Source organism: Fenollaria massiliensis, from assembly GCF_000312505.2.
Taxonomy (GTDB): domain Bacteria; phylum Bacillota; class Clostridia; order Tissierellales; family Peptoniphilaceae; genus Fenollaria; species Fenollaria massiliensis.
This window is the reverse complement of the sequence record NZ_HG326226.1, coordinates 384,473-410,648: the sequence shown is the minus strand read 5'-3', so window position 1 is coordinate 410,648 and position 26,176 is coordinate 384,473. Positions and strand designations below refer to the sequence as shown.

Annotated in this window: 22 protein-coding genes, 3 pseudogenes and 1 riboswitch; of the genes and pseudogenes, 10 read left to right on the top strand and 15 right to left on the bottom strand. The window is 39.0% G+C overall.

The window, feature by feature from the left end; translation table 11 throughout:
• Positions 1-79: 79 nt before the first annotated feature.
• The 3 genes and pseudogenes from BN30_RS10490 to BN30_RS10080 form a co-directional block, all read right to left on the bottom strand.
• Positions 80-1,477 carry a stalk domain-containing protein gene (locus BN30_RS10490; protein ID WP_341348925.1) on the bottom strand — a complete coding sequence of 466 codons (1,398 nt, stop codon included), beginning with the start codon at positions 1,475-1,477 and terminating at the stop codon, positions 80-82.
• Positions 1,451-1,873 (bottom strand): annotated as a pseudogene (locus BN30_RS10485) (bacterial Ig-like domain-containing protein); the annotation flags it as partial. The pseudogene BN30_RS10485 and the gene BN30_RS10490, both read right to left, overlap by 27 nt.
• A 12-nt stretch (positions 1,874-1,885) precedes the next feature.
• Complete coding sequence (locus BN30_RS10080) at positions 1,886-2,035, bottom strand: hypothetical protein (RefSeq protein ID WP_019214551.1); 150 nt, start codon at positions 2,033-2,035, stop codon at positions 1,886-1,888.
• 263 nt (positions 2,036-2,298) lie between these two features.
• Between BN30_RS10080 and BN30_RS05685 the strand changes: the two genes are divergently transcribed.
• Entirely contained in the window at positions 2,299-2,817 is a 519-nt protein-coding gene (locus BN30_RS05685) for an adenine phosphoribosyltransferase (protein ID WP_019214550.1), read from the top strand.
• The gene (locus BN30_RS05680; RefSeq protein WP_019214549.1) at positions 2,810-3,628 is read left to right on the top strand and encodes a tRNA 2-thiocytidine biosynthesis protein TtcA; all 819 of its coding nucleotides are present in this window, start codon (positions 2,810-2,812) and stop codon (positions 3,626-3,628) included. Before BN30_RS05685 ends, BN30_RS05680 begins: the two co-directional genes overlap by 8 nt.
• 57 nt (positions 3,629-3,685) lie before the next feature.
• Here BN30_RS05680 and BN30_RS05675 read toward each other — a convergent pair whose 3' ends face one another.
• The 4 genes from BN30_RS05675 to BN30_RS05660 all read right to left on the bottom strand — a co-directional run bounded on the left by BN30_RS05675 (position 3,686) and on the right by BN30_RS05660 (position 6,942).
• A complete protein-coding gene (locus tag BN30_RS05675; protein ID WP_019214548.1) occupies positions 3,686-4,015 on the bottom strand; it encodes a type II toxin-antitoxin system PemK/MazF family toxin in 330 nt (109 codons plus the stop codon).
• Complete coding sequence (locus tag BN30_RS05670; protein ID WP_019214547.1) at positions 4,009-4,245, bottom strand: AbrB/MazE/SpoVT family DNA-binding domain-containing protein; 237 nt, start codon at positions 4,243-4,245, stop codon at positions 4,009-4,011. The genes BN30_RS05675 and BN30_RS05670 overlap by 7 nt, the downstream gene beginning before the upstream one ends.
• A 405-nt stretch (positions 4,246-4,650) precedes the next feature.
• Positions 4,651-5,481, bottom strand: a complete 831-nt coding sequence (locus BN30_RS09175) for a mechanosensitive ion channel family protein (protein WP_019214546.1) — start codon at positions 5,479-5,481, stop codon at positions 4,651-4,653.
• Between the two features lie 9 nt (positions 5,482-5,490).
• Positions 5,491-6,942 carry an alpha/beta hydrolase gene (locus BN30_RS05660; RefSeq protein ID WP_019214545.1) on the bottom strand — a complete coding sequence of 484 codons (1,452 nt, stop codon included), beginning with the start codon at positions 6,940-6,942 and terminating at the stop codon, positions 5,491-5,493.
• Positions 6,943-7,494: 552 nt separating this feature from the next.
• Between BN30_RS05660 and BN30_RS05655 the strand changes: the two genes are divergently transcribed.
• Together BN30_RS05655 and BN30_RS05650 are read left to right on the top strand one after the other, a co-directional pair.
• Positions 7,495-8,037, top strand: coding sequence for a LemA family protein (locus BN30_RS05655; RefSeq protein WP_019214544.1), 543 nt, complete (start codon positions 7,495-7,497; stop codon positions 8,035-8,037).
• Complete coding sequence (locus tag BN30_RS05650) at positions 8,037-9,800, top strand: DUF2207 family protein (protein ID WP_019214543.1); 1,764 nt, start codon at positions 8,037-8,039, stop codon at positions 9,798-9,800. The genes BN30_RS05655 and BN30_RS05650 overlap by 1 nt, the downstream gene beginning before the upstream one ends.
• A gap of 619 nt (positions 9,801-10,419) precedes the next feature.
• Here the strand turns inward: BN30_RS05650 and tnpA are convergent.
• Together tnpA and BN30_RS05640 are read right to left on the bottom strand one after the other, a co-directional pair.
• The gene (tnpA, locus tag BN30_RS05645) at positions 10,420-10,875 is read right to left on the bottom strand and encodes an IS200/IS605 family transposase (RefSeq protein WP_019214255.1); all 456 of its coding nucleotides are present in this window, start codon (positions 10,873-10,875) and stop codon (positions 10,420-10,422) included.
• A 528-nt stretch (positions 10,876-11,403) separates the two neighbouring features.
• Complete coding sequence (locus BN30_RS05640) at positions 11,404-11,979, bottom strand: TetR/AcrR family transcriptional regulator C-terminal domain-containing protein (RefSeq protein WP_019214542.1); 576 nt, start codon at positions 11,977-11,979, stop codon at positions 11,404-11,406.
• A 176-nt stretch (positions 11,980-12,155) separates the two neighbouring features.
• On the opposite strand from BN30_RS05640, the gene BN30_RS05635 reads away from it, so the two are divergent.
• From BN30_RS05635 to BN30_RS09165, 6 genes and pseudogenes are all read left to right on the top strand, one after another.
• Positions 12,156-14,207, top strand: coding sequence for an efflux RND transporter permease subunit (locus BN30_RS05635; RefSeq protein ID WP_019214541.1), 2,052 nt, complete (start codon positions 12,156-12,158; stop codon positions 14,205-14,207).
• 13 nt (positions 14,208-14,220) lie between these two features.
• Positions 14,221-15,693, top strand: a complete 1,473-nt coding sequence (locus tag BN30_RS05630; RefSeq protein WP_019214540.1) for a hypothetical protein — start codon at positions 14,221-14,223, stop codon at positions 15,691-15,693.
• A gap of 163 nt (positions 15,694-15,856) precedes the next feature.
• A pseudogene (locus tag BN30_RS09170) lies at positions 15,857-16,156 on the top strand (transposase); the annotation flags it as partial.
• Between the two features lie 163 nt (positions 16,157-16,319).
• Entirely contained in the window at positions 16,320-18,050 is a 1,731-nt protein-coding gene (locus BN30_RS05620) for an ABC transporter ATP-binding protein/permease (RefSeq protein ID WP_019214538.1), read from the top strand.
• Complete coding sequence (locus BN30_RS05615) at positions 18,040-19,689, top strand: amino acid ABC transporter ATP-binding/permease protein (protein ID WP_019214537.1); 1,650 nt, start codon at positions 18,040-18,042, stop codon at positions 19,687-19,689. The genes BN30_RS05620 and BN30_RS05615 overlap by 11 nt, the downstream gene beginning before the upstream one ends.
• A 237-nt stretch (positions 19,690-19,926) precedes the next feature.
• Positions 19,927-20,406, top strand: coding sequence for a nitrous oxide-stimulated promoter family protein (locus tag BN30_RS09165; RefSeq protein WP_019214536.1), 480 nt, complete (start codon positions 19,927-19,929; stop codon positions 20,404-20,406).
• Positions 20,407-20,688: 282 nt separating this feature from the next.
• Here BN30_RS09165 and BN30_RS05605 read toward each other — a convergent pair whose 3' ends face one another.
• The 6 genes and pseudogenes from BN30_RS05605 to BN30_RS05585 form a co-directional block, all read right to left on the bottom strand.
• Positions 20,689-21,096 carry a hypothetical protein gene (locus tag BN30_RS05605; RefSeq protein ID WP_019214535.1) on the bottom strand — a complete coding sequence of 136 codons (408 nt, stop codon included), beginning with the start codon at positions 21,094-21,096 and terminating at the stop codon, positions 20,689-20,691.
• Positions 21,097-21,464: 368 nt separating this feature from the next.
• Entirely contained in the window at positions 21,465-22,112 is a 648-nt protein-coding gene (locus tag BN30_RS05600) for an ECF transporter S component (RefSeq protein WP_019214534.1), read from the bottom strand.
• 42 nt (positions 22,113-22,154) lie between these two features.
• Positions 22,155-22,269: riboswitch (FMN riboswitch) on the bottom strand.
• A 41-nt stretch (positions 22,270-22,310) separates the two neighbouring features.
• Positions 22,311-22,820, bottom strand: coding sequence for a hypothetical protein (locus BN30_RS05595; protein WP_019214533.1), 510 nt, complete (start codon positions 22,818-22,820; stop codon positions 22,311-22,313).
• Positions 22,820-23,974: an NAD(P)-dependent malic enzyme gene (locus BN30_RS10330; RefSeq protein ID WP_026880668.1), complete on the bottom strand. Its 1,155-nt coding sequence runs from the start codon at positions 23,972-23,974 to the stop codon at positions 22,820-22,822. Before BN30_RS10330 ends, BN30_RS05595 begins: the two co-directional genes overlap by 1 nt.
• Positions 23,975-24,001: 27 nt before the next feature.
• Positions 24,002-25,036 (bottom strand): annotated as a pseudogene (locus BN30_RS10325) (glycerate kinase); the annotation flags it as partial.
• A complete protein-coding gene (locus BN30_RS05585) occupies positions 25,029-25,973 on the bottom strand; it encodes a D-2-hydroxyacid dehydrogenase (RefSeq protein ID WP_019214531.1) in 945 nt (314 codons plus the stop codon). The gene BN30_RS05585 and the pseudogene BN30_RS10325, both read right to left, overlap by 8 nt.
• Between the last annotated feature and the right edge of the window lie 203 nt (positions 25,974-26,176).

The following is a 26,176-nucleotide window of genomic DNA, read 5'->3' as shown; positions in this document are numbered from 1 at the left end:
CCCAGTCTAACTGGGGGTTTTCTAATACAAAAAAGATCCGCCCAAATCGATGAGCGGACCCTTCATAGGACTTTATAAATTATTTAGATAATACTTTTCTTGTTAGAGTTACTTGTTTATTGTATTGATCCCATATGATGTCAGAACCATCGATTAATCCAAGTGCTCTTGCAATGTTAGCTATTGGAAGCATTGTTCTACTGCTCTTAATTTCTGGCTTAACATCGCTTGTGTAAGTTATACCGTTAACAATAATTCTGTTAGACTTTACAGGTATTTCAACTCTTTGAGTTAAATCCCAGATAATAACAGTTTTTGTTTCAGGAACCCAAGATACTTGTAGGCCAAGAGCTTCAGCAACGTATCTTAGTGGAAGCATTACTCTGCCGTCCTTAACGTAAGCAGGAGTGTCCATTTGATGAACAGTGTGAACGTTCTTGCTAACTTTGTCTAATACGTTTGAACCGATAGCGATAACAGCCTTGTTTTCGTAAACTTGTGGAAGTTTTTCTGCTTCAGCCTTTGCCTTAGCTTCTTCTTCCTTCTTAGCTGCTTCTTTCTTAGCTTCAGCTTCTTTGTCTCTACGTGATCTATAGTAATAGTAGTCATCGTAGTAGTATCCATAGTATGACCAGTCAATAAATTCTACATAAACAGTTACGTTACTTGCTGGCATATCAAATGTATCGCTTGTGTTGTAACCATATCTATAGTTATGGTATCTGTAGTCATATCTGTCAAGGTATCTGTAGTTATAGTAGTGATTAGGGTGTATAGCTCTTAGATATTCTTCATAATTATCATATATGTCAGAATATTTTCTTCTGAAATCATCTAAATATTTGTAATAATAGTTGTCGTATCTATCATACCAGTCATAATCATATCTATCTGTCCAGTAGTCGTAGTCTTCATAGTATCTGTAGTGGCTTGGATATTCATGACGTAAGAATTCTCTGTAGCTATCATATTTTCTTAAGTAATAACTACTATTTTCATATACGTATAAATATTTATTATAGTCATTGTATCTTCCATAATATCTACCATCGTAATAGTATCCGTTATAGTAAGTGTTAATGTTTTTAGTAATTCCATTATATTCTAAGTATACTCTAGCAACTGCATATCCACTATATGGTTTAGCTGTTACAGTAACTGTTTGACCTTTAGTAGCATATTCTTTATCAACTGATGCTGTACCGTTACCAATAGTAACTACTTTTACAGTTTTTTCTGGTGTATCTGGCTTCTTAGCATCATTTTTTGCTTTTGCTGCGCCTATTGCTGCTTTCACTTGATTTGTGTTTTTTGCGCCTTCAATATCTTTTTTTGCAGCTTCTTTTTCTTCAGGTGTTAAATTAGTTAATTTTTCAAGATCAGCTAAAGCAGTTTTCTTAGCTTCTTCTAGTGCTTTCTTTTCATCTTCATTTACAGTCTTTTTAAATCTTACTACTACTTTCTTATTTTCAGTCATAGTAAGTTTTAATTCGTCATTTGCTACTTCTGCTTTTTTGTTTACATCATTAACATTTACTTCAGCTAGTTCATAACCATTTGTAGCCTTAATTTTTATACTTACATTATCGTTTTCGTTGCATTCTTTTTCACCTGATGGATCAACTGTTCCGCCTTCGCCATCAACTTTTGCTGTTAATTTGAATTTTTTAACTTCTGGTTCTTTAGCTTTTATACTAACATTATAAGTTATTGTTTGATTTTCATAAGTAATTGTAAGTTTTTGGCTATCAGCTGCTGTAGATGAGTTAAAGCCTGTTACCATTCCACTTGTAACATCAACAGTTTGAGTCGAATCATCTGATTTTGTAACAATAATCTTTAAGCCTGTTACATCTAGCTCTTCACCAACTTTGTACTCTTTCTTTTAAGTACTGCTAGTATCTATAGCAATACTTTTAACTGTCACTGCTGGTGCTGGTTTATCTCCTGGCTCAGCAAATACATTCATTGGCATTAAGCCTATTAGCATTATAAAGACTAATGCTAATGATAAAATATTTCTAATCTTTTTCATACTACTACCTCCCGTGTAGAATAATTTGAAAGTCCTAATAATTTCTTTCTTATCTATATTATACATCTTAATTAAACCATTTGCAATATAAAAAACGTTTTTTAACCAAAATGTAATATAATATTATACTATGCTAAAGATACTCAATATAAATTCTATCAATGAAGAAATTTTCCGTAGTGGCAAAGGCATGTGCATAATTAAAAATATATTATCATTGCCATAATTATGAATAAGTGGTATAATACCCTTTGGGTGATAATATGGATTTAAAAAGCACTATAAGGGTGATCGAAGGCTTCCCGAAGGAAGGGATTTCTTTTAAGGATATAACTACGCTTCTTAAGGATAAGGACGCTTTCAGATGCGCTATAGATGAATTAGAAAAAAATATTGAGGGTCTTGGCGCTGAGTACATCGTTGGTCCTGAAGCAAGGGGCTTTATGCTTGGCTGCGCGCTTAGCTACAAGATGGATCTTGGTTTTATTCCTGTTAGAAAAAAGGGCAAGCTTCCGGCTGAGACTGTATCTTTCTCTTATGAAAAGGAATATGGCACTGATACTATCGAGATTCACAAGGATGCGATCAAGCCTGGAACTAAGGTTGTTGTAATTGATGACCTACTAGCAACTGGAGGAACTGTTGAGGCTGTGAAGAATCTTCTTGAAAAGATGGGTGCGGAGATTGTCGCTTTTGAATTTTTGATTGAACTAACTGACCTTAAGGGCCGCGACAAGCTTGATGGCTACAAGGTTGACTCGCTGATAACTTATAATGTATAGTATAGAGAAAAAAGAGATTGAGCGCTTCATCATCAAGAGCTACAGAAAAGAGCTTTGGAAGAAATTTCTTAAGGCGATAAATGATTTTAATCTGATTGAAGAAGGTGACAAGGTCTTGGTCGCTATAAGTGGCGGAAAGGACTCGATACTTCTTGCGAAGATGTTTGAAGAGCTGAAAAAGCACTCGATTTTTAAATTTGATGTCTGCTATGTCAGCATGGACCCTGGCTTTACTAAAGAAAACAGAGACAAGCTTGAGGAGCTATGCAAATTTTTGGGTATTGATTTACAAATATTTGAGACGGATATATTTGAAGTCGCTGAAAAGCTTGCGGGTGACTACCCATGCTACATGTGTGCTCGTATGCGCCGCGGTGCTTTGTATGGCAAGGCGAAGGAGCTTGGCTGCAATAAGGTCGCTTTAGGTCATCACATGAATGATGTGGTCGAGACGACACTTATGAACATGCTATACGCTGGTACTTTCAAGACCATGCGCCCGATTCTTGATAGCCAAAACTTTGACGGGCTCAAACTGATTAGGCCTATGTACTACATAAAAGAAGATGATATTAAGAGGTGGCTTAAGAGAAGTGATCTCAAGGCTTTGGACTGCGCCTGCTCCGTTACAAAGAAAAGAAGCGGCAATATCCGCTACGAGATAAAAGACCTTGTCGCAAAGCTTATGGAGACAAATAATATGGCAGAGAGAAATATTTTGAATAGCGCGATGAATATAAATTTGGATTCGTGCATTGCATGGCATGAAAATGGTAAGACATTTTTACTAGGCGAAGAAGTGGATGAATAGATATAAAACAATGGTCGGATTGCTCCGGCCATTTTCTTTATACTTACTTTCACTCGTTTATATTATTTCTACTTGTGAGAAAATTATATTGATAGCTTTTTCTAATATATCATCTGGACATTTCTCAATAAAAATATGTTCTCTTGCATTAAGATCTAGTGACTTAAGATGCTCACAAAGTATTACGCCTGTAGTTTCTGTTCTTGAATCAAGTGGAACATGCAAAGGAAACTCATTATTCGTATTAGTGATTGGGCATAAAATTGCTAATTTTGCATTTCTATTAAAAACGTCATTGCTAACAACTACTGCTGGTCTAAATCCTGCTTGCTCGTGTCCCTTTTGCGGATTAAAGCTTAGTTTTACAATATCTCCTTGTTTTACCATAGTTCCTTACCCTTTGTTTCGCCCCAATCAACTTCTTCTGGCTTGTAATCACCCTTGTATCCATCAAAAAGCTCTACTATGCTTTTTCTTTTATTATGTTTTTTTATGATAATCTTGTCATCATCCTTGCTTATTGAAAGCTCATCGTTTTCGTTCCAACCAAGTTCATCTAATAAAAACTTAGGAAGTCTTATACCTTGACTGTTGCCCCACTTTTGTAAAGTAATCATAATATACACCTCCACGATATATGTATATATATAGTATATACTTTTTATTTTAATATGTCAATATTTTTACATAAAAAATAGGCGTTCGCAAAATAAATATGCTTTATAAACAATTTTAATGCGAACACCTTAATTTTTTCTTAATTTAGATCCTTTTTCTTTTATTCACTAACTTTTATCATTTTTACACCGAATCATAGTCCGACCATGGGACTTCGCAGAGCAAGGAAGAACCTCACCCATTTACAAAGCTTCGCTTTGAATGGGTCCCGAGAACCTTGGTGCAAGACACTTGAGCTGGATTGGACGAAGTGGACTGACGAAGCAAGCGCAGCGTACAGATGGTACGTGAGCATTGCTGAGGAGGGAACGAGTTCAAGGGCTCGCTTGCTCTGCGAACTGTGTTTATTTAATCAATGTTAACGTTTTGTCTAAAACCTTAATCTTATTCCTCCTCAGCTCTTCTATAGCAATTTTACGCATTTCTCTCTCAATTCGCCATTGTTCCCCCGGTACCGTCTTCGCCGCACAAGAAATCACTACACCATTATTATTAAAATCAGTGATGCCCCAAACGCTGACATTCTCAATAACTGCGTGGTCATCATTAACTTTTTCAAGCTCCTTTGTCAAGATGTCCATAGCCATTTGCGCGTCGGCATCGTAGGCTATAGGCACGGTGATTAGCGCTCTTTGGATGTTTTTGTTCCTGTTAGTCACGACCCTTATCTCGCCGTTTGGAATTACGTGCAATTCACCGTTATAATCGCGGATGGTTGTCGTGCGAAGGCCGATTTTCTCGACAACGCCAGTCTTTCCAGCGACTGTGATGTCGTCGCCGATAACAAAGCTATCTTCAAGCATTAGAAAAATTCCGCTGATGATGTCCTCTACAAGACTTTTCGCACCGAAGGAGATCGCGACACCGCCTATCCCAGCAGTTGTCACTATCGCAGAGGTATTTACCCCGAAAATCCTTAGCGCCGACAAAAACCATGTAAATATAATTATGACAGTCGCGAAGCTCTTCAAAACGCTTAGAACCGTCTTAAGCCTCTTCGCATCAATGGTTCTGAGCTTATCATATTTCTTCCTTGCAAGCCTCGATATGACTATGCCAATAACTTTCACAACCAAGATGGCTATGATGAGGTAAATAAGCACAAGTGCGACTTTTCCTAAAGTGTTTATCGCTCCTGCCTCATTTGTAAAATATATTTTTAATTTATCTAGCATCCTTTCCTCCTAATCTTCGCTTAAAAATTTGCACATGGCGTCCATCGCCCTCAAATCCATGAGCATGCCCATGTGTGTGCTTTTTATTTTTTGAAATTTTTCTCTAATTTCTTCTGGCATCTGATCAAGCCTTTGACCCATACATGCTGAAAACATTGGCACTAAGCCATCGCCTTCCTTTGTCACCATCTCTTTGATTATGGTCTCATTCGCATCATCCACGCTGTAGTAGCCCGAAACCTGAGTATCCATGCCCTCTCCAACTATAAACATGGTTCTTGGCCTATACAATAGATTGATGGGCTCAGAAAAACTTCTGTGGCGCCTATAATTTTTTGCTTTTTTCAAAAAACGCCCGAAGCGAAGCGCACCAAGATAGCTTTTCATGCGGCTTTGAACCTCGCGTGGCTCAAAATCTTCAGAGGCACCTGCCTCATGAAGTTTTTCTAGAAGTTCATCGTAGTCCTTATATTTTTTGGATATAATTTTGTCAAAATTTTCTTTATTTAAAATTTTTTGATAAGGGTAGGCGCCAAGCATCTTTGCCGTTGGATATAGCTCTACAAGCCCATCGTAGCCTTGAACAACTTCCTTTTCTATGCCGAATAAATTTTCCAAAATGACATCTTTTATCCCACCAAAAATATTTCCGCTCGCCATTTGGTTGTAAGCGTGAGGCGCGCCCTCATAAGGCGTGCAAAGCGAAATGAATTTGTCGACGCGGCCGCCATGTTCACGGATATAGTGCGCTGCAACAAGGCCTCCCATGCTGTGAGCAACTATGTCGACCTTGCCTTTTTTGCGAATGGTCTTGATAAAGACATCGAGCTTTTTCATCGTCAAAGTGTTGGATTTACGCCAATCGTATGAAAATTGATAGATGGGCCTATCCGGAAACTTGATGAGTAGCGCATTTAGAAGAACCGCGTTCGCAGCGCCCGGTCCCACGTGCCTGTCAAAAACCTTTAGCTCTCTGAAGTCGCCCTCTTGCAGTCCATAAGCTTCGTTCGTGATTTTTAAATCCTCGTTAAGCTCCTTGGCATCGTAGCCTTGTGGCAGCCAGAGCCTTTTTGCGTGCTCTTCATTACCGCTAGATATCATCCCAATTTTGCGCTCAATATCACTTAGATATTTTTCGTCAATGGTGAAGAGTTCGCTCCCAGAAATCCCTGGAATGAATATGATGGGCTTGGCATCGGGCACTTTAGTTTTTTCTTCAGCAATAATATTTTTATTATTTTGACTAATTTTGTCAATTTTGAAAATCTTGTCAATTTTGCTTTTTTTGTCATGATTTTTCTTCTTATTATTAGCTTTGCTATTGGTCTCGCCTTTAAAAATCTTTTCTATTCTTATAGCTTTGTCATGATTTTTCTTATTATTAGCCTTGCTAGCAAAAATATTTTTCTTTTTCTTATTCTTTTTATTTTTATCAGAAAAAATTTCATTTATATTAAACATATCATACACCTCTTGTATAAATAAATTATATCATATATCGGTGTGGATTTGTTATGATAAATCATTTTTGATAAAATACACTAATTTTAGAATATAATTAGATTATTTGGGTAAAATATAATACCAAAGATTTATTTATAAAAATATTTATTAAATCAAATTAATTTTGCAAAGAAAATTTGATGAAGCAAATTAATTTCGCAAACAAATAATTTTTTTGCTACATAAAAAGAAAAGTGATTTTCACGAGCGAAGCATTCGGAGAAAACTGCATTAGTGAAAAAAGATATGTTCCGAAAGCAGCGCATTGAGACAAATTGCTTCAATTGCTTAGAGAAGTGAGCTGCCCGAAAATTCATCTAGTGGAGCGCAGCGTAACGAATATGAATTTTCAAGCGAACGAACTTAGCAATTGTCAATTTGGTGAACTAAGCTGCGTGGAACTATCTTTTTGATGTGTGAACAAGCTTAGAAATTATCAGTTTTCGTAGACTAGCAAGCGAAGGAAAACACTTTTCGATTAATAATCGCGAATTTAAAGGAGGTAATATTATGATAATCGGAATTATTTTAGTAGTTTTAGTACTTTTAGTGTTCTATTTCATTTCAACACAAAGAAGTCTAGTAAGCCTTGAAGAAAACGTTGACAATGCTTTTGCAAACATTGCCGTAAATTTAAACTCACGTTGGGACGCTCTAAAGGCGCTTGCTAACGCGGTTAAAGCTTACTCAGAACATGAGTACGAAACTCTTAGAGACATTATCGAAAAGAGAAGTGCTGTTAAAAATGCAAATGACGTAAAGGAAGGCGAGGCTCTACTTGGAAGCGCTCTATCGAGGATAAACGCTGTTGCTGAGAGCTATCCAGAGCTAAAAGCCTCTGAACTTTACGCAAAAACCATGGACTCGATCAATGACTATGAAAATAAAGTCAGAATCAGCCGCATGGTTTACAACGACTCAGTTACAAAGCTTAACAGAGCTGTCAAAATGTTCCCAACATCCATCGCTGCGTCCATCTTAAACGTTCATCCTAAAGAGTATTTGAGCACAGACGAAGCCAAAAAAGATATGCCGGATTTGGAGTTTAGATAATGAAAAAGTTTTTGGCGAGCATATTCGCCGCCATAATCCTAGTATTTTCAATAAATTGCTACGCATCATCAGATGAAATCCACTCCATTGACATAAAAGCTACGCTTATGGACGATGGATCACTACTAGTCACTGAGGTGTGGAAGGCTAGAGCCGGCTCTGGCACTGAGTTTTTCATACCTAAGAGTCACATGCGAGATATGGTCATTACGGATTTTAAAGTTTCCGATGAGAGCGGCCCATACGAGACCATTGACAATTGGAACGTCGATTGGACCTTTGACGAAAAGGCTCGCAAATGCGGTATACACGGCACCTCTGACGGTGTCGAGCTTTGCTTTGGCAAGAGCGAGCTTAACAAAGACAAGACCTATACATTAAATTATAAAATGTACAGAGCTGCCCAAAGTTTTGATGATATGGACGGCTTCAACATTCGCTTCGTCAATGACCAGATGGATCCTGCTCCAGAAAAAGTTTCTTTCGAGCTAAGTTTGGAAAATGGTGAGATAAATGAGAATAACGCTCGTGTTTGGGGCTTCGGCTCAGACGCGCCAATCGTTTTTGAGGGCGGCAAGGTCGTCGTTCACGAGATAAATGATTTTGGCTCAGAAAATCACCTAACAGTTTTGTTCGGTCTTAATAAAGATATAATTCATCCTATTAGCAAGGGTAGCGGAAGCTTTGAAGACTTGAAGAATACCGCACTTGAAGGCTCTGACTATAACAATCGTGAAGAAGATATTGAAGAAGAAAATAATTATGATAATAATGAAGACAATTACTATTATCCAGAATATAATGGCAATTTCGTCACAAGATTTATTGGCACTGCTAACCCAATTGTCATACCGATGATTTTTATTTTTATTGCGTCAATCTTTTCCATGATTATGTCAGGAATTAAAAAATCCATGATAAATTCTGAGAATAGACTACCGAGAGATGTAAACTATTGGCGTGATTTGCCAATGAATGGAAATATTTTGCTTAACAGCGGCATTTATTCGGTGAATGAAAACTTTTCTGTGACAAATGTGGTCGCCGCCTATTTTCTAAAATGGATTAAGGACGGCAATTTAGAGCTTGTCAAGGAAAAGTTTACTAAGGGACTGATTTTCAAAAAGGACGTTATTGAGGATTGCTTTAAAATTATTAGAGCGCCCGAGAGTGATGATGTGATGGAAGAGTGGCTATATAAGCTGATTACAAGCGCATCGGGCGATGACCTCGTGCTTAGAAACGATGAGCTTACGAGGGCCTTTAACAGAGGAAGCGTTGCCGAAAATTTCGTTAAAAATTACAATAAAAATGCGAATAGCGCGGCTGAAAATTTGAATTTATTATATAAGAAGCCAGGATTTTTGCTATCTAGCTACGATGTTTTCACTGAGCAAGGTCGTGAAGAGGCCATTAAACAAAAAGGATTTATAAAGTTTTTGAAGGATTTCACTTTGATTAACGAGCGTGAAGCGGTTGAAGTCGCACTTTGGGACGAATATTTGGTGCTTGCAGCTCTGTTTGGACTTGGAGAAAAAGTTTTGGAAAAGTTTAAAAGCCTTGATCCAAACTACACTTACGCTGGATATACAGGCCTTGACCCAGTTCTTTTGTATCACGTTGTGAATAATGTCGGCACATCAGTAAACCACGCCTACCAAAGCAATCGCTCATCATCAGCCTCACATGGAGGAGGCGGAGGGATGTCGTTTGGTGGAGGCGGAGGATTTTCGGGAGGCGGATCTGGCGGAGGCGGCAGATAGCCCTTGTATGAGTTTGTGCTAAAACGCGCCCTTGGGCTTGTTCCCTTTTCAGCAATGCTCACCTTATTTCGCATTAAGTTGAGCCCTTTTGCTAGTTTCGAATTGTTTTGTCGCTACGGAGTGCGTTTAGCACACCTCACTCCAAAAAATTCTGTACAACGCAAAATCCATCAAATTATTTCAAGAACTTACGGTTGTGGATGAATTATTTTTAAAGATGTTATATGTATTTAAGTCCACATCGTCCAATCATCTCGAGTGCGAGCTCTGGCGGTGGCTGTAGGTCGCTCGTTATGCTGCGCCTTATTCATCGTAGCGTAAAGGTTCACGTCCATTTATGGACGGGGTTCTTCCTTATTTCAAGAACTTACGGTTGTGGATAAATTATTTTTAATAACTGCTTTATTTGTTTCAGGTCCACTTCGTCCAATCGTCGCATTTTTCCGACAAACTTTAGTTGCGGTTCTGGCGGCGGCAGTTGTGAATAAATATATTATTCTAGACATAAATAAATATCCCCCGGCCTAGCCGGGGGTTTTTCTCATGCGGCCCAAAGGGCCTGTATTACTAGCCACGCCTCAAGGACGTTGGTTAATCTGTCACTTGCAAATTATACTAGCTACCCTTTAAAAGGGTCTATTGTATCAAATGTCAGCTGTTCACTAAGCTGGTCTTGTTTCAATTGATTTTGTATATACTCTTGTATGATTTTTGTATTTTTTCCTGCTGTATCTACATAATAACCTCTACACCAAAATTGACGTCCTCTGTACTTATATTTTAAATTGCCCCATTTTTCATAAATCATTATACTGCTTTTTCCTTTTAAGAATCCCATGAAGCTTGATACTGCTAATTTGGGTGGTATTTCTACCAACATGTGTACATGATCTGGGCAAACTTCTGCTTCTATTATATTAACTTCTTTCCAACTACATAATTCTCTTAAAATTTGTCCTATTTCAAGTCTTTTATCTCCAAAAAATTCTTTCCTTCTATACTTGGGTGCAAACACTATGTGGTATTTGCAATTCCATTTAGTATGTGATAAACTATGTGTGTCATTCAATGACATTTTTAATTCCTCCCTTATTTGATTTTATATTGCAATTGACAGATTACAATTATATTATATCAAATAGGGAGGTTTTTTTGTTTGTTTATCACCGCTAAAGCTAAACTGAACCCCCAGTCTAACTGGGGGTTTTCTAATACAACAAGGATAGAGATTTTATTTCTCTGTCCTTCTTCTTTTATCTATGATTTAATTCTTCGTTTATTTTTATATTTTACTCGCCATTGTACATCGAAAAGATAGTTCCACGCAGCTTAGTTCAACAAATTTGCAGAGCAAAGAAGAACCTCACCCATTTACAAAGCTTCGCTTTGAATGGGTCCCGAGAACCTTGGTGCAAGACACTTGAGCTGGATTGGACGATGCGGAGTCTTGATATAACTCTACAAATTAACTCAAAACCTTAGTTCGCAGAGAAGTTGAGATGATTTTGCGTTGTACAGAATTTTTTGGAGCGAGGTGTGCTAAACGCACTCCGCAGCGACAAAATAATTCGAAACTAGCAAAAGGGCTCAACTTAATGCGAAATTAAGTCATATATTCCTCAATAGAGCTACGTATCGATGCCGCTACTATCAGCGCTATATAATTTGCGATCTTCTCGTGGTCAATGTGCTTTCTCGAGTAAAAGTAGTCGATAATCATGTTGGCGATCGCGCCCGCATACATCTTGCACAGAAAATCCTTGAAGTCTGGGTCCAGGGCTATATCCATATCTTCTTCTGTCGTTTCAATCACTTTTAGCACTACCTCATAGAAATCGTCGTAGAAGAAGTCCTTGAGCCCTTCTCTACCGATCGAGTCGTAGGCGCAATTAAGTATGTCCTGATTGTTATCTATGTAGTCCATGACGAAGAGTATCGCCTCTTTGTGGTCCTTCTTTACGTCGAAGTTCTTCACGACGTGAACCGCCTCCTCCTCGAGCATCCACTTGAAGAGCTCTTCGATGCCGATGAAGTGGTAGTAGAAGGTCTTTCTGTTGACGTCGCAGTCCTTAACTATATCTGAGATTGTGATTTTGCTTAAGCTTTTCTTTTTCATTAGCTTTTTTAATGACTCTGCCAATTTTTTCTTGGTCATAGTCGAAATTTCTTCGTTTTTCATTGTATCACCACTTATATTATACCCGATTTATAAAAATAGCTGCACTTTTAATACATATTTGACCATCAAGTATAATAATTTTGTCCCATTTCACACAAGAACGTGTAAATTGACCAGTTTAACTTAGCTCATATCTGGCTATAATATGTACTAGATTAAAGAAAGGGGATAATTTTGTGAAAAAGATTTTTGCAAAGCTTATTGAAAAGCCTAAGTTAATAGTATCGATCTTTGTGATTTTACTAGTCTTTTCAATAGTTTCGTACCCGAAGATTCGGGTTAACTACAAGATTAATGACTACTTGCCAGAAAAGAGCGACTCGTCTGTCGCCATTGACAAGATGAAGGAAGAGTTTGATGAGGACATCTTTAACGTGCGCGTCATGCTTCCAAAGAAGGATGTCAGCGAGGTTTTGGATACTATCAGCGCCATCAAAATGGTGGATGGCGTCAAAACCGTCAGCTGGCTAAGTGATTTCGAAGATGTGATGAAGCCCATGGATTTCATGGATCAAAAGCATCTAGATAGCTACTACAAGGACGGCTCTGCGCTTATAAACATTTCCGTGGATGAGGACAAGGCGATAGCCTCGACTGAGGCAATCAGAGAGATTATAGGTGAAGAGGCGGCCATGACTGGCTCTGCTGTGAACACTGCCATCGCTACGACTAACTCGGTTAATGAAATCATCATCGTAACCATCATCGGTGTGCTATTTACAATACTTATACTGATTTTAACGACTGATGCGTGGATCGAGCCTGTCATAATCATGCTTTCACTAGCGACTGCCATACTTATAAATGCGGGCACGAATATCATCTTCGGAGAGATTTCATTCGTGACAAACGCCGCGGGCAACATACTTCTACTCGCCGTGTCCATGGACTACACTGTCTTTGTGATGCACAGGTTTAAAGAGGAAAAGCTCAAGACGAATGACAAGAAGGAGGCAATGATTGAGGCGCTTGATATGTCGTTCTCGTCGATACTTTCGTCGGCTCTGACTACCATCATCGGTTTCTTGGCCCTTGTCTTTATGCAATTTAAGATAGGTCCAGACCTTGGTCTAGCGCTTGCAAAGGGCGTATTCATCTCGCTTCTAACTGTATTTACGCTTGCACCCATCATTATTTTGCACTTTGATAAGTACATCGACAAGACTAGCCACAAACGCTTCATTCCAAGCTTTGACGGCTTCGCCCATCACGTTTTTAAACACAAGAGAGCCTACATCGTGGTCTTCTTGCTACTTATCGTGCCAAGCTTTTTAGCGGCTAGCAAAAACTCATACTACTTCGGCACTTCACACATCTTTGGCCCAGATACTAAGCTCGGCCAGGACAACATCGCCATCGAGGAAAAGTTCGGCGCTGAAGATAATTACGCGATCTTGGTGCCTCTTGGAAGCTTAGAAAAGGAAAGGCGTCTTTCTGACGATTTGAGGTCCATGAGCAAGGTCAAGAGCGTTATCTCTTATGTGGACATGGTTGGAGAGACGATACCGACTAGCTTTTTGGACGAGAGTGACCTAAAAAAGCTAAACTCCGATAATTACACTAGGATGATAGTTTCGGTCGACGCGGACTTCGAAGGCGAAGATACTTACAAGCTCATAGACGATATTAAGGCCGCAATAAGTAAGTACTACGGCGAATACTACCTACTTGGCGAAGGCGTATCGACTTATGACCTTAAAAACACTGTAACAGCGGACATGACTACCGTTAATATCATAGCCATCGCCGCCGTATTTATAGTTTTATTGCTTACAGAAAAGTCCTTAAGCCTACCTATACTCTTGGTTGCAGCCATCGAGACAGCGATATATATAAACATGTCAGTGCCTTACTACCGCTCATCGAGCGTCTTCTACATCGCCTACCTGATCATTTCATCGATACAGCTTGGGGCGACAGTCGATTACGCGATACTTTTGAGCGAGAGATACCTTGAAGAGAGAAAGTCCTTGAACAAGGCAGATGCAGCCATTAACACAGTGTCAATGACGGCCGTTTCGATACTGACATCAGCTACCGCGATGATAGTTGTCGGCATATTGCTAGGAAAGTTCTCAACTCACGGCCTGATCTCGCAGCTGGGCTACCTGCTTGCGATAGGAACGACAGCTTCACTAGTCATAGTGCTCTTCGTTTTGCCTGGCCTACTATATAGCCTCGACGGACTTATTCAAAAAACTACGAAAAACACAGAATTTGTTAATTAAGAAAGGTGATATTATGGATAAAAAGAAAAGATTATTAGCGGGCGTTTTGTGCCTCGTAATGATATTTATGGCTACGGCGCCCATCTTAGCAGCGAGTGATAATGCGAAGGAAGAGGTTGTCTACGCTAGTTTAAAAAGCGATGGCGAGGTCAATAGCCTTAGCATTGTGAATATTTTTAGCAAGGGTGCTAAGGAAGACTACGGCTCTTACACTAAGGTCAAGGCCTTAAACTCAGAAGCCGATGTCAAGATGAACGCAGATAAAATTACATTTACAAGCGATAAAGATAGGTTCTACTACCAAGGCGACATGGACGACAAGACTCTTCCTTGGCTAATTAACGTAAAATATTACATCGATGGCAAAGAGATAATCGCAAAAGAAATTAAGGGCAAGTCTGGCGAGGTCGAGATCAAACTTAGCATCAAGGAAAACCCTGCCATGGACAAGGAGTTCTTTGAAAAATACACACTTGAAGTCTCGACTAAGCTCGACACAAAGAAGTTTAAGAATATATCTTCAGACAAGGCCTCTCTTGCAAATGAAGGCGAGATGAAGCTTATAAACTTTATCGTCCTTCCAAACACAGGGATTGAAGCAAGCATAAACGCTGATGTAGAGGACTTTTCATTCGAAGGCTTCTCCATCAATTGTCTTGATTTAAAGCTAAACATCGACCTTGAAAGCCTTGGACTTGAGGAAAAAGCAGACGATTTGAAGAGCGCGAGCCAAAAACTTAAGGACGCGAGCTACAAAATCAATAAAAATACAAAACCCCTTGCCAATGGTGCAAGAGATATAAAGGCTTCATATGATAAGCTTGAGGGCGCAAACAGAGCCTACATCGAGAAGAGCGTAGAAGTTTTTGATGGCGTAGCAAAACTTGATGCTGGGCTTGAAGCCATTGACGCGAAGTCAGATGAATTAAAGGCAGCTTCAAAGAGCGTGGAAGATGGTCTTGAGAAGATCGCTTTACTTGCGCAAAATAACAAGAATATGGCCCAAGCCATTGCCATGATAAAAGAATCATACAAGGCCTTTGACGCGGGACTTAATGAGTACGTAGGCGGAGTGAGTGTCGCGGCTAAGTCAAGCAAAATGCTAAACGCAGGCGCTGCATCCATGAGCGCAAAAGCAAGTGAACTAATAAGCGCAAACTCTAGTATGACTAAGGGCATGGCGAGCTTCACGAAGAGCCTCTCAGACTACCTAGTCGCTACAGACAAGATTACAACAGGCTTTACGAAGCTATATGACGAGATAAAGAGCGAAGAAAATAAAGTTAAGGACAAATTCGTGAAAAATGACAGCGCTAGCACTTATGTGAAATCATTCGCTTCAGAGAAAAATGAAAACGTTAGATCCGTGCAATTCGTGCTAAAAACAGAAAAGATAGAAGAAGAAGTCAAAGAAGAAGTCCACGAAAAGAAAGTAGACGAAAAGAAAAACGTCTTTAAGAAGTTTACAGAACTCTTTAGTAAATAGATTTAATTTATATATACATGAAGGCAAGTCCTTCCATATAAACCTCTCAAAAATAAAGGATAGAGAAAAGTTGATATGTACCCTCTTTACTGGACAAAGCAGTAAGGAGGGTATTTTTATGCGATATAGTTATGAATTCAAAAAAGAATGCGTAGAAGGCTTAATCATGCACTCAGACCAAGGCTGGCAATATCAAAACAGCTACTACATCAAAGAACTAGAAAAGCATCAAATAACACAGTCAATGTCAAGAAAGGGAAACTGTTACGATAACTGTATCATGGAAACATTTTTTGGTAGACTAAAAACAGAGATGTATTATGGATGTGAGAGAGAATTTAAAACATTTGAAGAATTTTCAAAAGCTATTGATGAATATATATACTACTATAATAACGAAAGAATTCAGAAGAAAACAAAATGGATGCCACCTACTTTGTATAGGTTAGCATCCATAGTGTAAACTAAATATTAATGCGTCCAGTTTTCTGGGTACACATCATTATCTTCATCCTATACTTTTTTATTTCTATAAAATATCTAGTAATTCAAACCAATTTATGTTATACTTAATCTTGGTTAGTGCTAGCTAAGTCACGCACTAAAATACATAAAGGAGAAAATTTATGCTTGATAAATATTTATTCAAATCTATTGGCAATGCGAAAAAATATATTCGTAACAGCGTTTTTATGATGATGCTGCGCGTTGTAGGCACTGCTCTACTTGCTCTGGCCTTTGGCACTTTGGCTGAGGCGCTTTACTCAAAAACTGCCATTGACATGAAAAGGCTTTTAATAATCTTTGCTCTTGGCGTAATTATAAGGGTTCTAGCGCTTTTCAAGGTGACTGATTATCAATCAAACATCATCGGCGAGGTTAAAGGCAAACTCAGAGAAAGGCTTATCACGAAGGCGGTTTCGATCGGTCCAAGCTACAAGGAGCAAATTTCTACAGCGACTTTAATCAATTTAGGCTCGGACACTATTGAGCAGCTGCAAAACTATTACGGCCGCTTCCTTCCTGAATACTACGGCGCATTTGGCGCAAGTCTTGTGAATTTCGCGGTTCTAACGTATATCGACTGGCACGTGGGACTATTATTCCTAGTTCTAATGCCAATCATACCACTTTTATTAAAATTTATCTTGACTATGGTTGGGCGCATGCAAAAGAAGTATTGGCGCAAATATCAAGACGTTGGCGAGCTATTTCTTGACAGTTTACAAGGCATCACTGCTTTAAAAATTTTCAGAGCGGACGCGAAAAGGGCTGACGAGCTTGACAAAAAGGCTGAAGACTTTAGAAATGAAACGATGCGTATACTTGCTATGCAGCTAAATTCAATAACTCTAATCGAATGGATTGCCTATGGTTCGTCCATCGCCTGCATTTTCATGAGTCTTTATGTTTATGCAAAAACTGGCCTTGCTCTGCACTTTTTAATCATGATTTTAATCATGTCCATGGATGCTTTCAGACCGATGATTACGCTTACAGCAAGTTTTCACGTTGCAATGACTGGTGTTGCGGCTGGTAAAACGCTTATAGATTTTCTAGAACTAAAAGAGGATGAAAGAGGCATGAGCTTCCCTAAAGCTGATGATATCAAGCTTAGCGTAAAAAATCTTTCATATAAGTACCCTGACGGAGATGAATCTGCTCTTCAAAATATTAACATAGACTTCCCTAATAAAGGCTACATCGCTCTTGTTGGCGAGAGCGGCTCGGGTAAATCAACTCTTGCAAAAGTTTTGTCGGCTGCGATGAGAGCAAGTTCTGGCGATGTTTTTGCAAATGATACTGCGTATAATGAGATAAATTCTGCATCCATCGCCTCGAATGTCAATAGGATTACGCATAATGCACACATTTTCGAAGGATCTTTGAGGGAAAATTTAGTGATGGCAAAAAATAATGTCAATGATAGTACCATAAACACAGCTCTTAAAAAAGTTAATTTATATGAGGAGATCATTGAAAGAGATGGCCTTAAAATGCCTTTATCAAGCGGCGGAGTTAACCTTAGTGGCGGCCAAAGGCAAAGGCTTGCTCTTGCGAGAGCTATGATTGAAGATTCGAAAATTTTCATTTTTGACGAGGCAACTAGCAACATTGACATCGAAAGTGAAGAAATAATTTTAGAAAATATCAAAAATATTGCCAAAGAAAAGCTTGTAATCATAGTTAGTCACCGTCTTTCATCGATTAAGGACGCTGACAAAATCTATGTCTTAGCTAAGGCAAAACTGGTAGAAGAAGGCACTCATAACGCGCTCATGGCGCAAAATGGCGAGTACAAGCGCATTTACGATGCGCAAGAAAGCTTGGAAGGAGGTCTTGTAAGTGAAAAATAATAAAAGCGGATTAAAAACTGTTACTAAGCTTTTAAAAGTAGTCAGACCTCTTAGCAAATTCATGGCAATAGCTGTTTTAGCGGGATGCATCTCATTTTTATTCTACACAGCAATTGGCGTGATGGGCGCAAAACTCATACTTCAGTACGTCGAAGGCGGCTCGCAAATGGCAAGCATCATGAAAATAATGGCTGGAGCTGTCATCTTGAGAGGACTTTTCAGATATCTTGAGCAGTACATGAATCACTTAATCGCCTTCAAAGTATTGGCTCTGCTAAGAAATAGAGTGTTCGCAGCGATTCGTAGACTTGCTCCTGCTAAGATTGAGATGATGAATAAAGGAGACCTGATCAGCGCCATATCCTCTGACATGGAGCTATTGGAAGTCTTCTACGCTCATACCATATCCCCAGTTTGCATAGCAATGATCACAAGCCTTGTATATGCGTTTTTCTTGGGACAAATATCACCTATAGCAGCTCTTGTAGTGCTTATGGGCCACGCAGCCATCGCTATAGTTTTGCCAATGATATTCTCAAAGCTAGCTGGAAATGCTGCAGCTGAGACAAGACGCGCACTTGCGAGGATTAACAACAGCTTTTTGGATTTGCTAAGAGGCATATCCGAAATAATTAGTTTTGCTTATCAAAAAGAGGCGGTAAAAAAAGTTAATGCGCTAAACGCGAGACTTAAAACTAATCAAGATACGCTAATTAAGCAGCTTGCAGTACTTCTTGCGCTTGAGGACATGCTTGAAGTTTTGGTGACTGCTCTAGTCTTTCTAGCCTTGATAGTGGCTGGAACAACTGGCTCAGACATCTTCCTAGCATCTGTTTTAACATACTTTAGTTTTGGCGCCGTCAGAGCCGTTTCGCTTCTTGGTAATGGCCTTTCACAAACGCTTGCCTCGGCTGATAGGGTTATGAATATACTTGAAGAAAAGCCTATGGTTGAGGAAATTACTAATAAAGAAAATTTAAGAAAAAATGCAATTGCTTCATACGAAGGAAATATTATTGAAATAAATGGCATAAATTTTGCTTATAAAGATGAAAAGATTTTGAATGATTTTAGTTTAGCTGTTAAAAATCATGAATTTATCGGCATTCAAGGACCAAGTGGCTGTGGTAAATCGACTATGCTTAAGCTTATCATGCACTTTTGGAATCTTGACCGTGGCGAGATTAAAATCGCCGGCAAAAATATTATGGATATAAATACGGCATCGCTTTACGAGAATCTTAGCTATATGACACAAACAAGCGAATTTTTCGAGGGCAGCATCAGAGACAATCTATTGATTGCAAAGCCCTATGCGTCTGACGAAGAGCTTAAGGAAGCGCTACGCAAGGCATCGATACTTGATTATGTAAGCTCACTTAAGGACGGCTTAGACACATATATCAAGGAGCTGGGCGAGAACTTTTCAGGTGGCGAGCAGCAAAGACTTGGACTTGCGAGGTGCTTTTTGAAAGATGCCGAAATTTATCTCTTCGATGAGCCAACAAGTAATTTGGATGCGCTTAACGAGAGCATAATCCTAAACTCGATTGTGAATTATATGAAGGGAAAGACCGTGATTATGGTGAGTCATAGGATTTCGACGCTTAGGATATGTGACGACATCGTGAAAATATAAATTTCGCGCCAAAATCGTATCTAAGGCTTGCGCGCTCGCTTCCTCCTTGCGGAGTACCTGTACGTACACCTCAGTCGGTCGCTCGTTATGCTGCGCCTTATATATCGATTTTCATCGCAAAATTAAATAAATAAATTTATAAAAAATTAATATATTTTCATCGCAAAATTAAATAATTAAATTTATAAATAATTTTAATCTCTCTTAAAAAATAATATATAAAAAACAAGGTGAAAAATGATAAAAGAAAAAACATTTCCAATACTAAAAAATAAAATCTCCATCGACAAAAATAAAGAAGCGAGGAAAAAACTATTCGAAAAGAAATTATTTCTCTTGATGACGGCTATTTACTGCGAAAATATGGTGAGAGACAGTAAAAAATCCATTAGCAAATATAAATTTGAAGAAGGCATAGATGAATTTATCAATAAAAATCCAAAGCTTTGGAAATACAAGATAAATGACACTTATTACGAGCTAATTATGAAAGCCTTTAGGCACACAGATCGCTGCCCACACTCCTTCTACAAAACTTTCTGCCACCAATGCCCGACCACCTGCTACAAGAGCGAGGATTTAGAACATATAGAGCCGATTATGAAGTACGCCGGCAGAAAAATTATGATGAAGCACCCGATTATAGGATTGAAATTTGTGATAAATTTGTTAATGGCTAAAAATTTGATAAATAAAAACAAGGACAGAGAAAATTAATTCCCTGTCCTTTTGTATTGATAGATGTATTTTGTTTTTGATTGAGATTGAGTCCAAGGGCGCATTGCGATGATTGGACGATGCGATCTGACGAAACAAGCGGAATGTACAGATGGTACGTGCTCTTGGTGCATGGACTTAACAAGTCCAAGGGCGCATTAGACGTGAAATGTAATTTCATAGGATAAATGCGATGATTGGACGATGTGGACTGACGAAGCAAGCGGAGCGTACAGATGGTACGTGAGCATTGCTGAGGATGGAACGAGTCCAAGGGCGCATTTAGCCATGAAATTTTATATAGTTTAGCATAAATTTAGCTCCAGCTAGACTAAGTGCACCCCCTAGACCTGTATAGAAAAAAGATATGAAGTTCATATCCAAAAGCTGATATTTTCTGATAAGTATGCCTCCTGTCATCATTATCGCCATGATGATGAAGCTCTTGAGATCAAAAAAGTTCCAAAAGTATCTTTTCTCTTCTTGATACGCTTTTATCCTTGCAGTGTGCTTGTTTACAAGCCTGTTGAAAACCATGAACCAAAAGGCTATAAAGACCGCTATGGATAGCAAAACGTTTAGTGCCGAGAAATTCGTTTTGTAGGCTTCGAGGCCTAAGTTTAGAACTTTTATCCCTGCGAATAACCAAACTAGGCTCGCTATGAGTAGTAGATATCTTTTCTTGACCATGATGTGTCACCTTTCTATTTTATTTTGTTTTTATTTATACCCAAAAGATAAAAAAGTGAGCACATAATCAATGTACTCACTTTAATGTGATTATTATTTAATTCCGCTTACAATTAAAGAACCTCATACACCAAAGTGTACGAGAACTTTTGCGCTACACAGAAAAATTTGATTTAGTATCCACTTATCTTTATTCACTAATTTCACTGGAAAATTTGATGAGATTGGCGTTGTACAGAATTTTTTGGAGCGAGGTGTGCATAGGCGCACTCCGCAGCGACAAAAGAATTCGAAACTAGCCAAGGTCGCAAATTGAAGAACCTCGTACTCACGTACGAGAACCTTGGTGCTTCGCACGAACGTGAAATTTATTTAAGTCCGCCTCTCATATACACAATAAGCGCGATCAAACAAAGTAATATTACAAAGCTCACCATCTTAATAATATTCCAAGTAGCATTTTTGCCTGTTTGTACTTCTTCTGTAAGGCCTGCGCCTGCAAGTGCGCTCTTGATTGGTTTATACAAAAGTATGATAAGTGCTGCGTTTACTCCGCCTTTGATTAAATTAAATGGTATGATAACTGGCATAAGTTTTATGACTTCTGCTCTTGGAAAGCCTGTATATATCGGTGTTACAACTAGATTCCAAAGTGCCATAACTACTGTTAGCGATAAAACTGCGCAAACTAGTGATAAAACTGCTCCCTTTGTTGTTCTTTTTCTGTGGTAGATAGCTGCTGCTATACCTGAGAATGAAAGTGTTGCGATGATGTTCATCAATGCGCCCCAAGGTCCTGACTCGGAGAACGTTACCATCTCAACAACTACTTCGATGACTGCTGCAAGTATTGCAACTAGTGGTCCAAAGATGAAGCCTGCTGTTGTTAGTATGACGTCTTTTGGGTCATACTTTAAGAATGGTAGTGATGTGATTGGGAAGCGAATTATCGCTGTTAAAACTATTGCCATAGCGGCAACTGCTGCAATTAATGTGATTTTTTTTGCTCTTGACATAAAAAAAACACCCTCCTTAATGATTATTCAACTAATAACCTTTAAGATCTTTTTCCGTCCTGACTATACAGTCGGCACCTGAATTTCACAGGTTCTGCAAATGCTCGCGGGCTTTACCGCCGGTTAAAAGGAATTTCACCTTACCCCAAAGTATTAGATGTACTTTTATTATAGTCCTCTTAAAATAATTTGTCAAGGCTAAATAAAAAATTCAAGGCTCATTACGGCCTTGCTGCCCTCATTCATTTTATAATAGCGAGCCTCGTGGTACCAATTTGTAAATATTTTTAGATAAATTTCTCCCATGCGTATGGCGTAGCCTGTGACTATCACCCAATGTGCGCTTTTTACTGATTCTATTAGGAGCATGGCTGTGATATGTCCCTCGTCGATGGCTTTTACCATGTCCATGGTTTTTGGGAAATATTTTCTTTTAATTTTTACGCTTGTCTTTCTATTTTTAATAATTTTTTTGAGGCGCGGCTCCATAAATAGTACTGGGCCCGATTTTATATGTCTATAGACTTCATCAAAAGTGACTTCGCTAAAACCCATCATCTTCATGATATTGGTGGCTGTGGTGAAGGCGCAGTGATTGTTAAGGCCCGTCCCCTCAAAGTCACCCGTAATAGAAAGTGATGCCGGATCAATACCCAGCATCACTTCTTTATCTAATTTATCTATTTTTTTAATAAATCCGTAGCTCATTACTCTCTGTATGCGTCATAAACTGCTTTTGCAACGACTTTTGGAACTCTTTCGTCGAACATATCTGGCATGATGTGACTGGCTGTTAGGTCCTCATCTGATACAAGTCCAGCGATTGCATGTGCTGCAGCAACTTTCATATCGAAAGTGATTGTCTTTGCGCGTCTATCAAGTGCTCCTCTGAATATGCCTGGGAAGGCTAAGGAGTTATTGATTTGGTTAGGAAAATCGCTTCTACCTGTTCCAACTACTTTAGCACCAGCTTCTTTTGCTTCGTCTGGATAAATTTCTGGAACTGGATTTGCCATAGCAAAAACTACTGCGTCTTTGTTCATTGTCTTAACCATGTCTTTTGTAAGAACGCCAGGTGCTGAAACGCCTATGAATACGTCTGCGCCTACCATTGCGTCTTTAAGTGTGCCTTGTTCGTTATTTGGATTTGTCTTTTCAGCTATTTCTGCCTTGATCCAGTTATTCTTTTCATTTCCTCTATAGATAATGCCCTTTGAGTCGCATATCAAGATATTCTTAACGCCTAGGTTAAGCATCATATAAGCGATGGCGATGCCTGCTGCGCCACTACCATTGATAACAACTTTAAGGTCAGCGTATTCTTTTTTAATAAGTTTGCATGCGTTGATAAGTGCTGCTGTTACGACGATGGCTGTACCATATTGATCGTCATGAAATACTGGTATATCAAGCATCTCATCTAGTTTTCTCTCTATCTCAAAGCATCTAGGCGCACTGATATCTTCAAGGTTAATGCCGCCAAAGCCTGGAGCAATGTTTTTAACTGTATTAACGATCTCGTCAACGTCTTGTGTATCAAGCATGATAGGGAAAGCGTCAACATTACCAAACTTTTTGAATAGTATGGACTTTCCTTCCATAACTGGCATACCTGCCCTTGAACCGATATTACCAAGGCCAAGAACTGCTGAACCATCTGTAACTACAGCGATAAGATTGCCTTTTGCAGTGTATTTGTATTGAAGTTCTGGATCTTCGTGAATAAGCTTGCAAGGCTCGGCAACGCCTGGTGTGTAAGCAAGTGCAAGGTCATGTGCGTTATTTACCTCAACCTTTGGAACTACTTCTAATTTACCTCTTTTTTCTTCATGAAACTTAAGTGCTTCTTCTTTGTAAGCCATGTCATCCTCTCCTTTTAAATAATTATTGATTATCTTTGCCGCTCTATCAAGTGACTCGGAGTCGTATGTAAGGTCTATCATCCTAGTAAAGCCTTGCTCGATAAAAGAGGCTTTCTCCTCTTCAGCGTCAAGCGCAAGACCGATAATCTCTTTGTCATATTGTTTTGCCTTGTTCAAGACAAGTGCCCTAAAGCTTTCTTTTCTTAACTTTAAGGACAGATAGTCGTCAACTAAGATTATTATATCACTTTTTTGAGTAATATTGTCAAAATTAAAATATTTTTCTAAAAATTCTCCCAAATCGACTACTTTTGCATTTAAAAATTTAATTAGGCTAAGCATGGAGCCGCCGCCAGCGCCTGCCGCTTCAATGCTTTTAACTTTGAAGTCAAAATGGTTTTGCAAAAGATACTGAAAATTCTCCATATTGCGCTCGAAAATCTCAAGAATCAGATTGTCCTTGATGAGCCTGTTTTGATAAGTAGTGCCTCTGTAGCCGATGAAGCGCGTTTTGGAGTACTTGAAGACGATAAAATCAACACCCTTAATCAAATTATCCAGCTCAGTCGTGTCAAAGCGCTTGATCTTGTAGATGTCTCTCGTCTCTTTCACTTCTTCGTCTAAAACGTTATAGAATTTCACGCCCATGGCACGCAAAAAACCTACGGCAGCGTCATTGACTCCACTTCCACCCACGCTGATGGTGATCTTTTTCTCGCCACTTTCAATAAGTTTTTTCACAAGAGCTCCTGCTAAATAACTTGTAGAATTAAGTTCGCCCTTCATCTTGTAATTTACTATGCTTGAGAAGGAGACGATAACTCTGTCGTCGTGACGAAGGTACTTTAATAGTTTTTCTTCGCCAGCTTCGTTCATTACCGTAAGCTCCTCGACTTTAAAGGATTTTAAATCCTCTGTCGACTCATAAATGTTGCCATAGCCGTCTGGAAGCGCGTAAATATCTACGTCGGCATCTATTTTCCCTTGTATCGCCTTTAAAAGCTCAATCGATGAAATCCCCGAAATGAAAGAGCCAGCGATGAGTGCGACCTTCTTAGACAATTCTGTTTAAGCTCCTTCCATTAACGTATGCATCGATATTGTCATAAATAACTTTGTAAAGCCTTTGCCTTGCTTCAAGGGAAGCCCATGCGATGTGTGGCGTGAAAGCCGCATTATCAAGCGCATATAGCTTGTTGTCCTTAGTCATAGGTTCAGGCGCAGAAACGTCTGAAGCGTAGAAAGCGACCTTGCCATTCTTAAGAGCGTCAGCTAAATCAGCCTCGTTTATAAGACCGCCACGTGCTGTGTTTATGATGATGGCTGTGTTTTTCATAAGCGCAAGACTATCTTTATTAATAATTTCTTTTGAATCCGCATTCATAGGCGCGTGTAAACTGATTATGTCCGCTTCTTTGAAGAAATCTTTATAATCACGGAAGAAATCGCCGTCCGCATGGTGACCCGCTACCTTTAAAGCTATGACCTTCATGCCAAGAGCCCTATAAGCATCAGCTACTTTTTGGCCGATGTCACCATAGCCCACAATGCCAGCTGTTTTGCCAGCAAGCTCGTGAATAGTGCCTAGGAAGAAATTAAAGTCTTGATTGTCCACCCATGCTCCCTCACGAACCTTTTTCGCATAACTATAGACATCGTTAGTAGCATTAAGCAAATGAGCAAGCGTTAGCTGTACAACTGAGTAAGTTGAGTAGCTAGGAACGTTCGCAAGGCCTATGCCAAGCTCCTTAAGCGCATTTAGGTCAAGGTTATCGAAGCCAGTCGCTGCCTCGGCGATGAACTTAACCTTAGTGCCCTCAAGCTCAGCTTTGCCAAGCCTTACCTTGTTTGTGATCACGATGTCCGCATCTTTGATTCTATCTTTTATATCAGATGGATTAGTTCTATCGTATGTAATAAATTCTCCAAAATCCTTGAACATAGCAGTGTCAATGTCGCCCGGATTTGAATTGTACATATCTAAGAAAACAATCTTCATAAATATCACCTCTAATGTATAGCTACCCAAAAAGAAGTGATTTTAAACGGTGGGGTGGGTTTGTAAAGGCAAAATCAAAACCTTGTAAGCTCAAAGCTTAAATATTACTGATAATGTAACTCGGATTATAAAGGAAACATTTGTAAAAAATAAATTAAATAATAATTCTAAGTGCTTTGTGCTTGGAAAAAAATCAGACCATA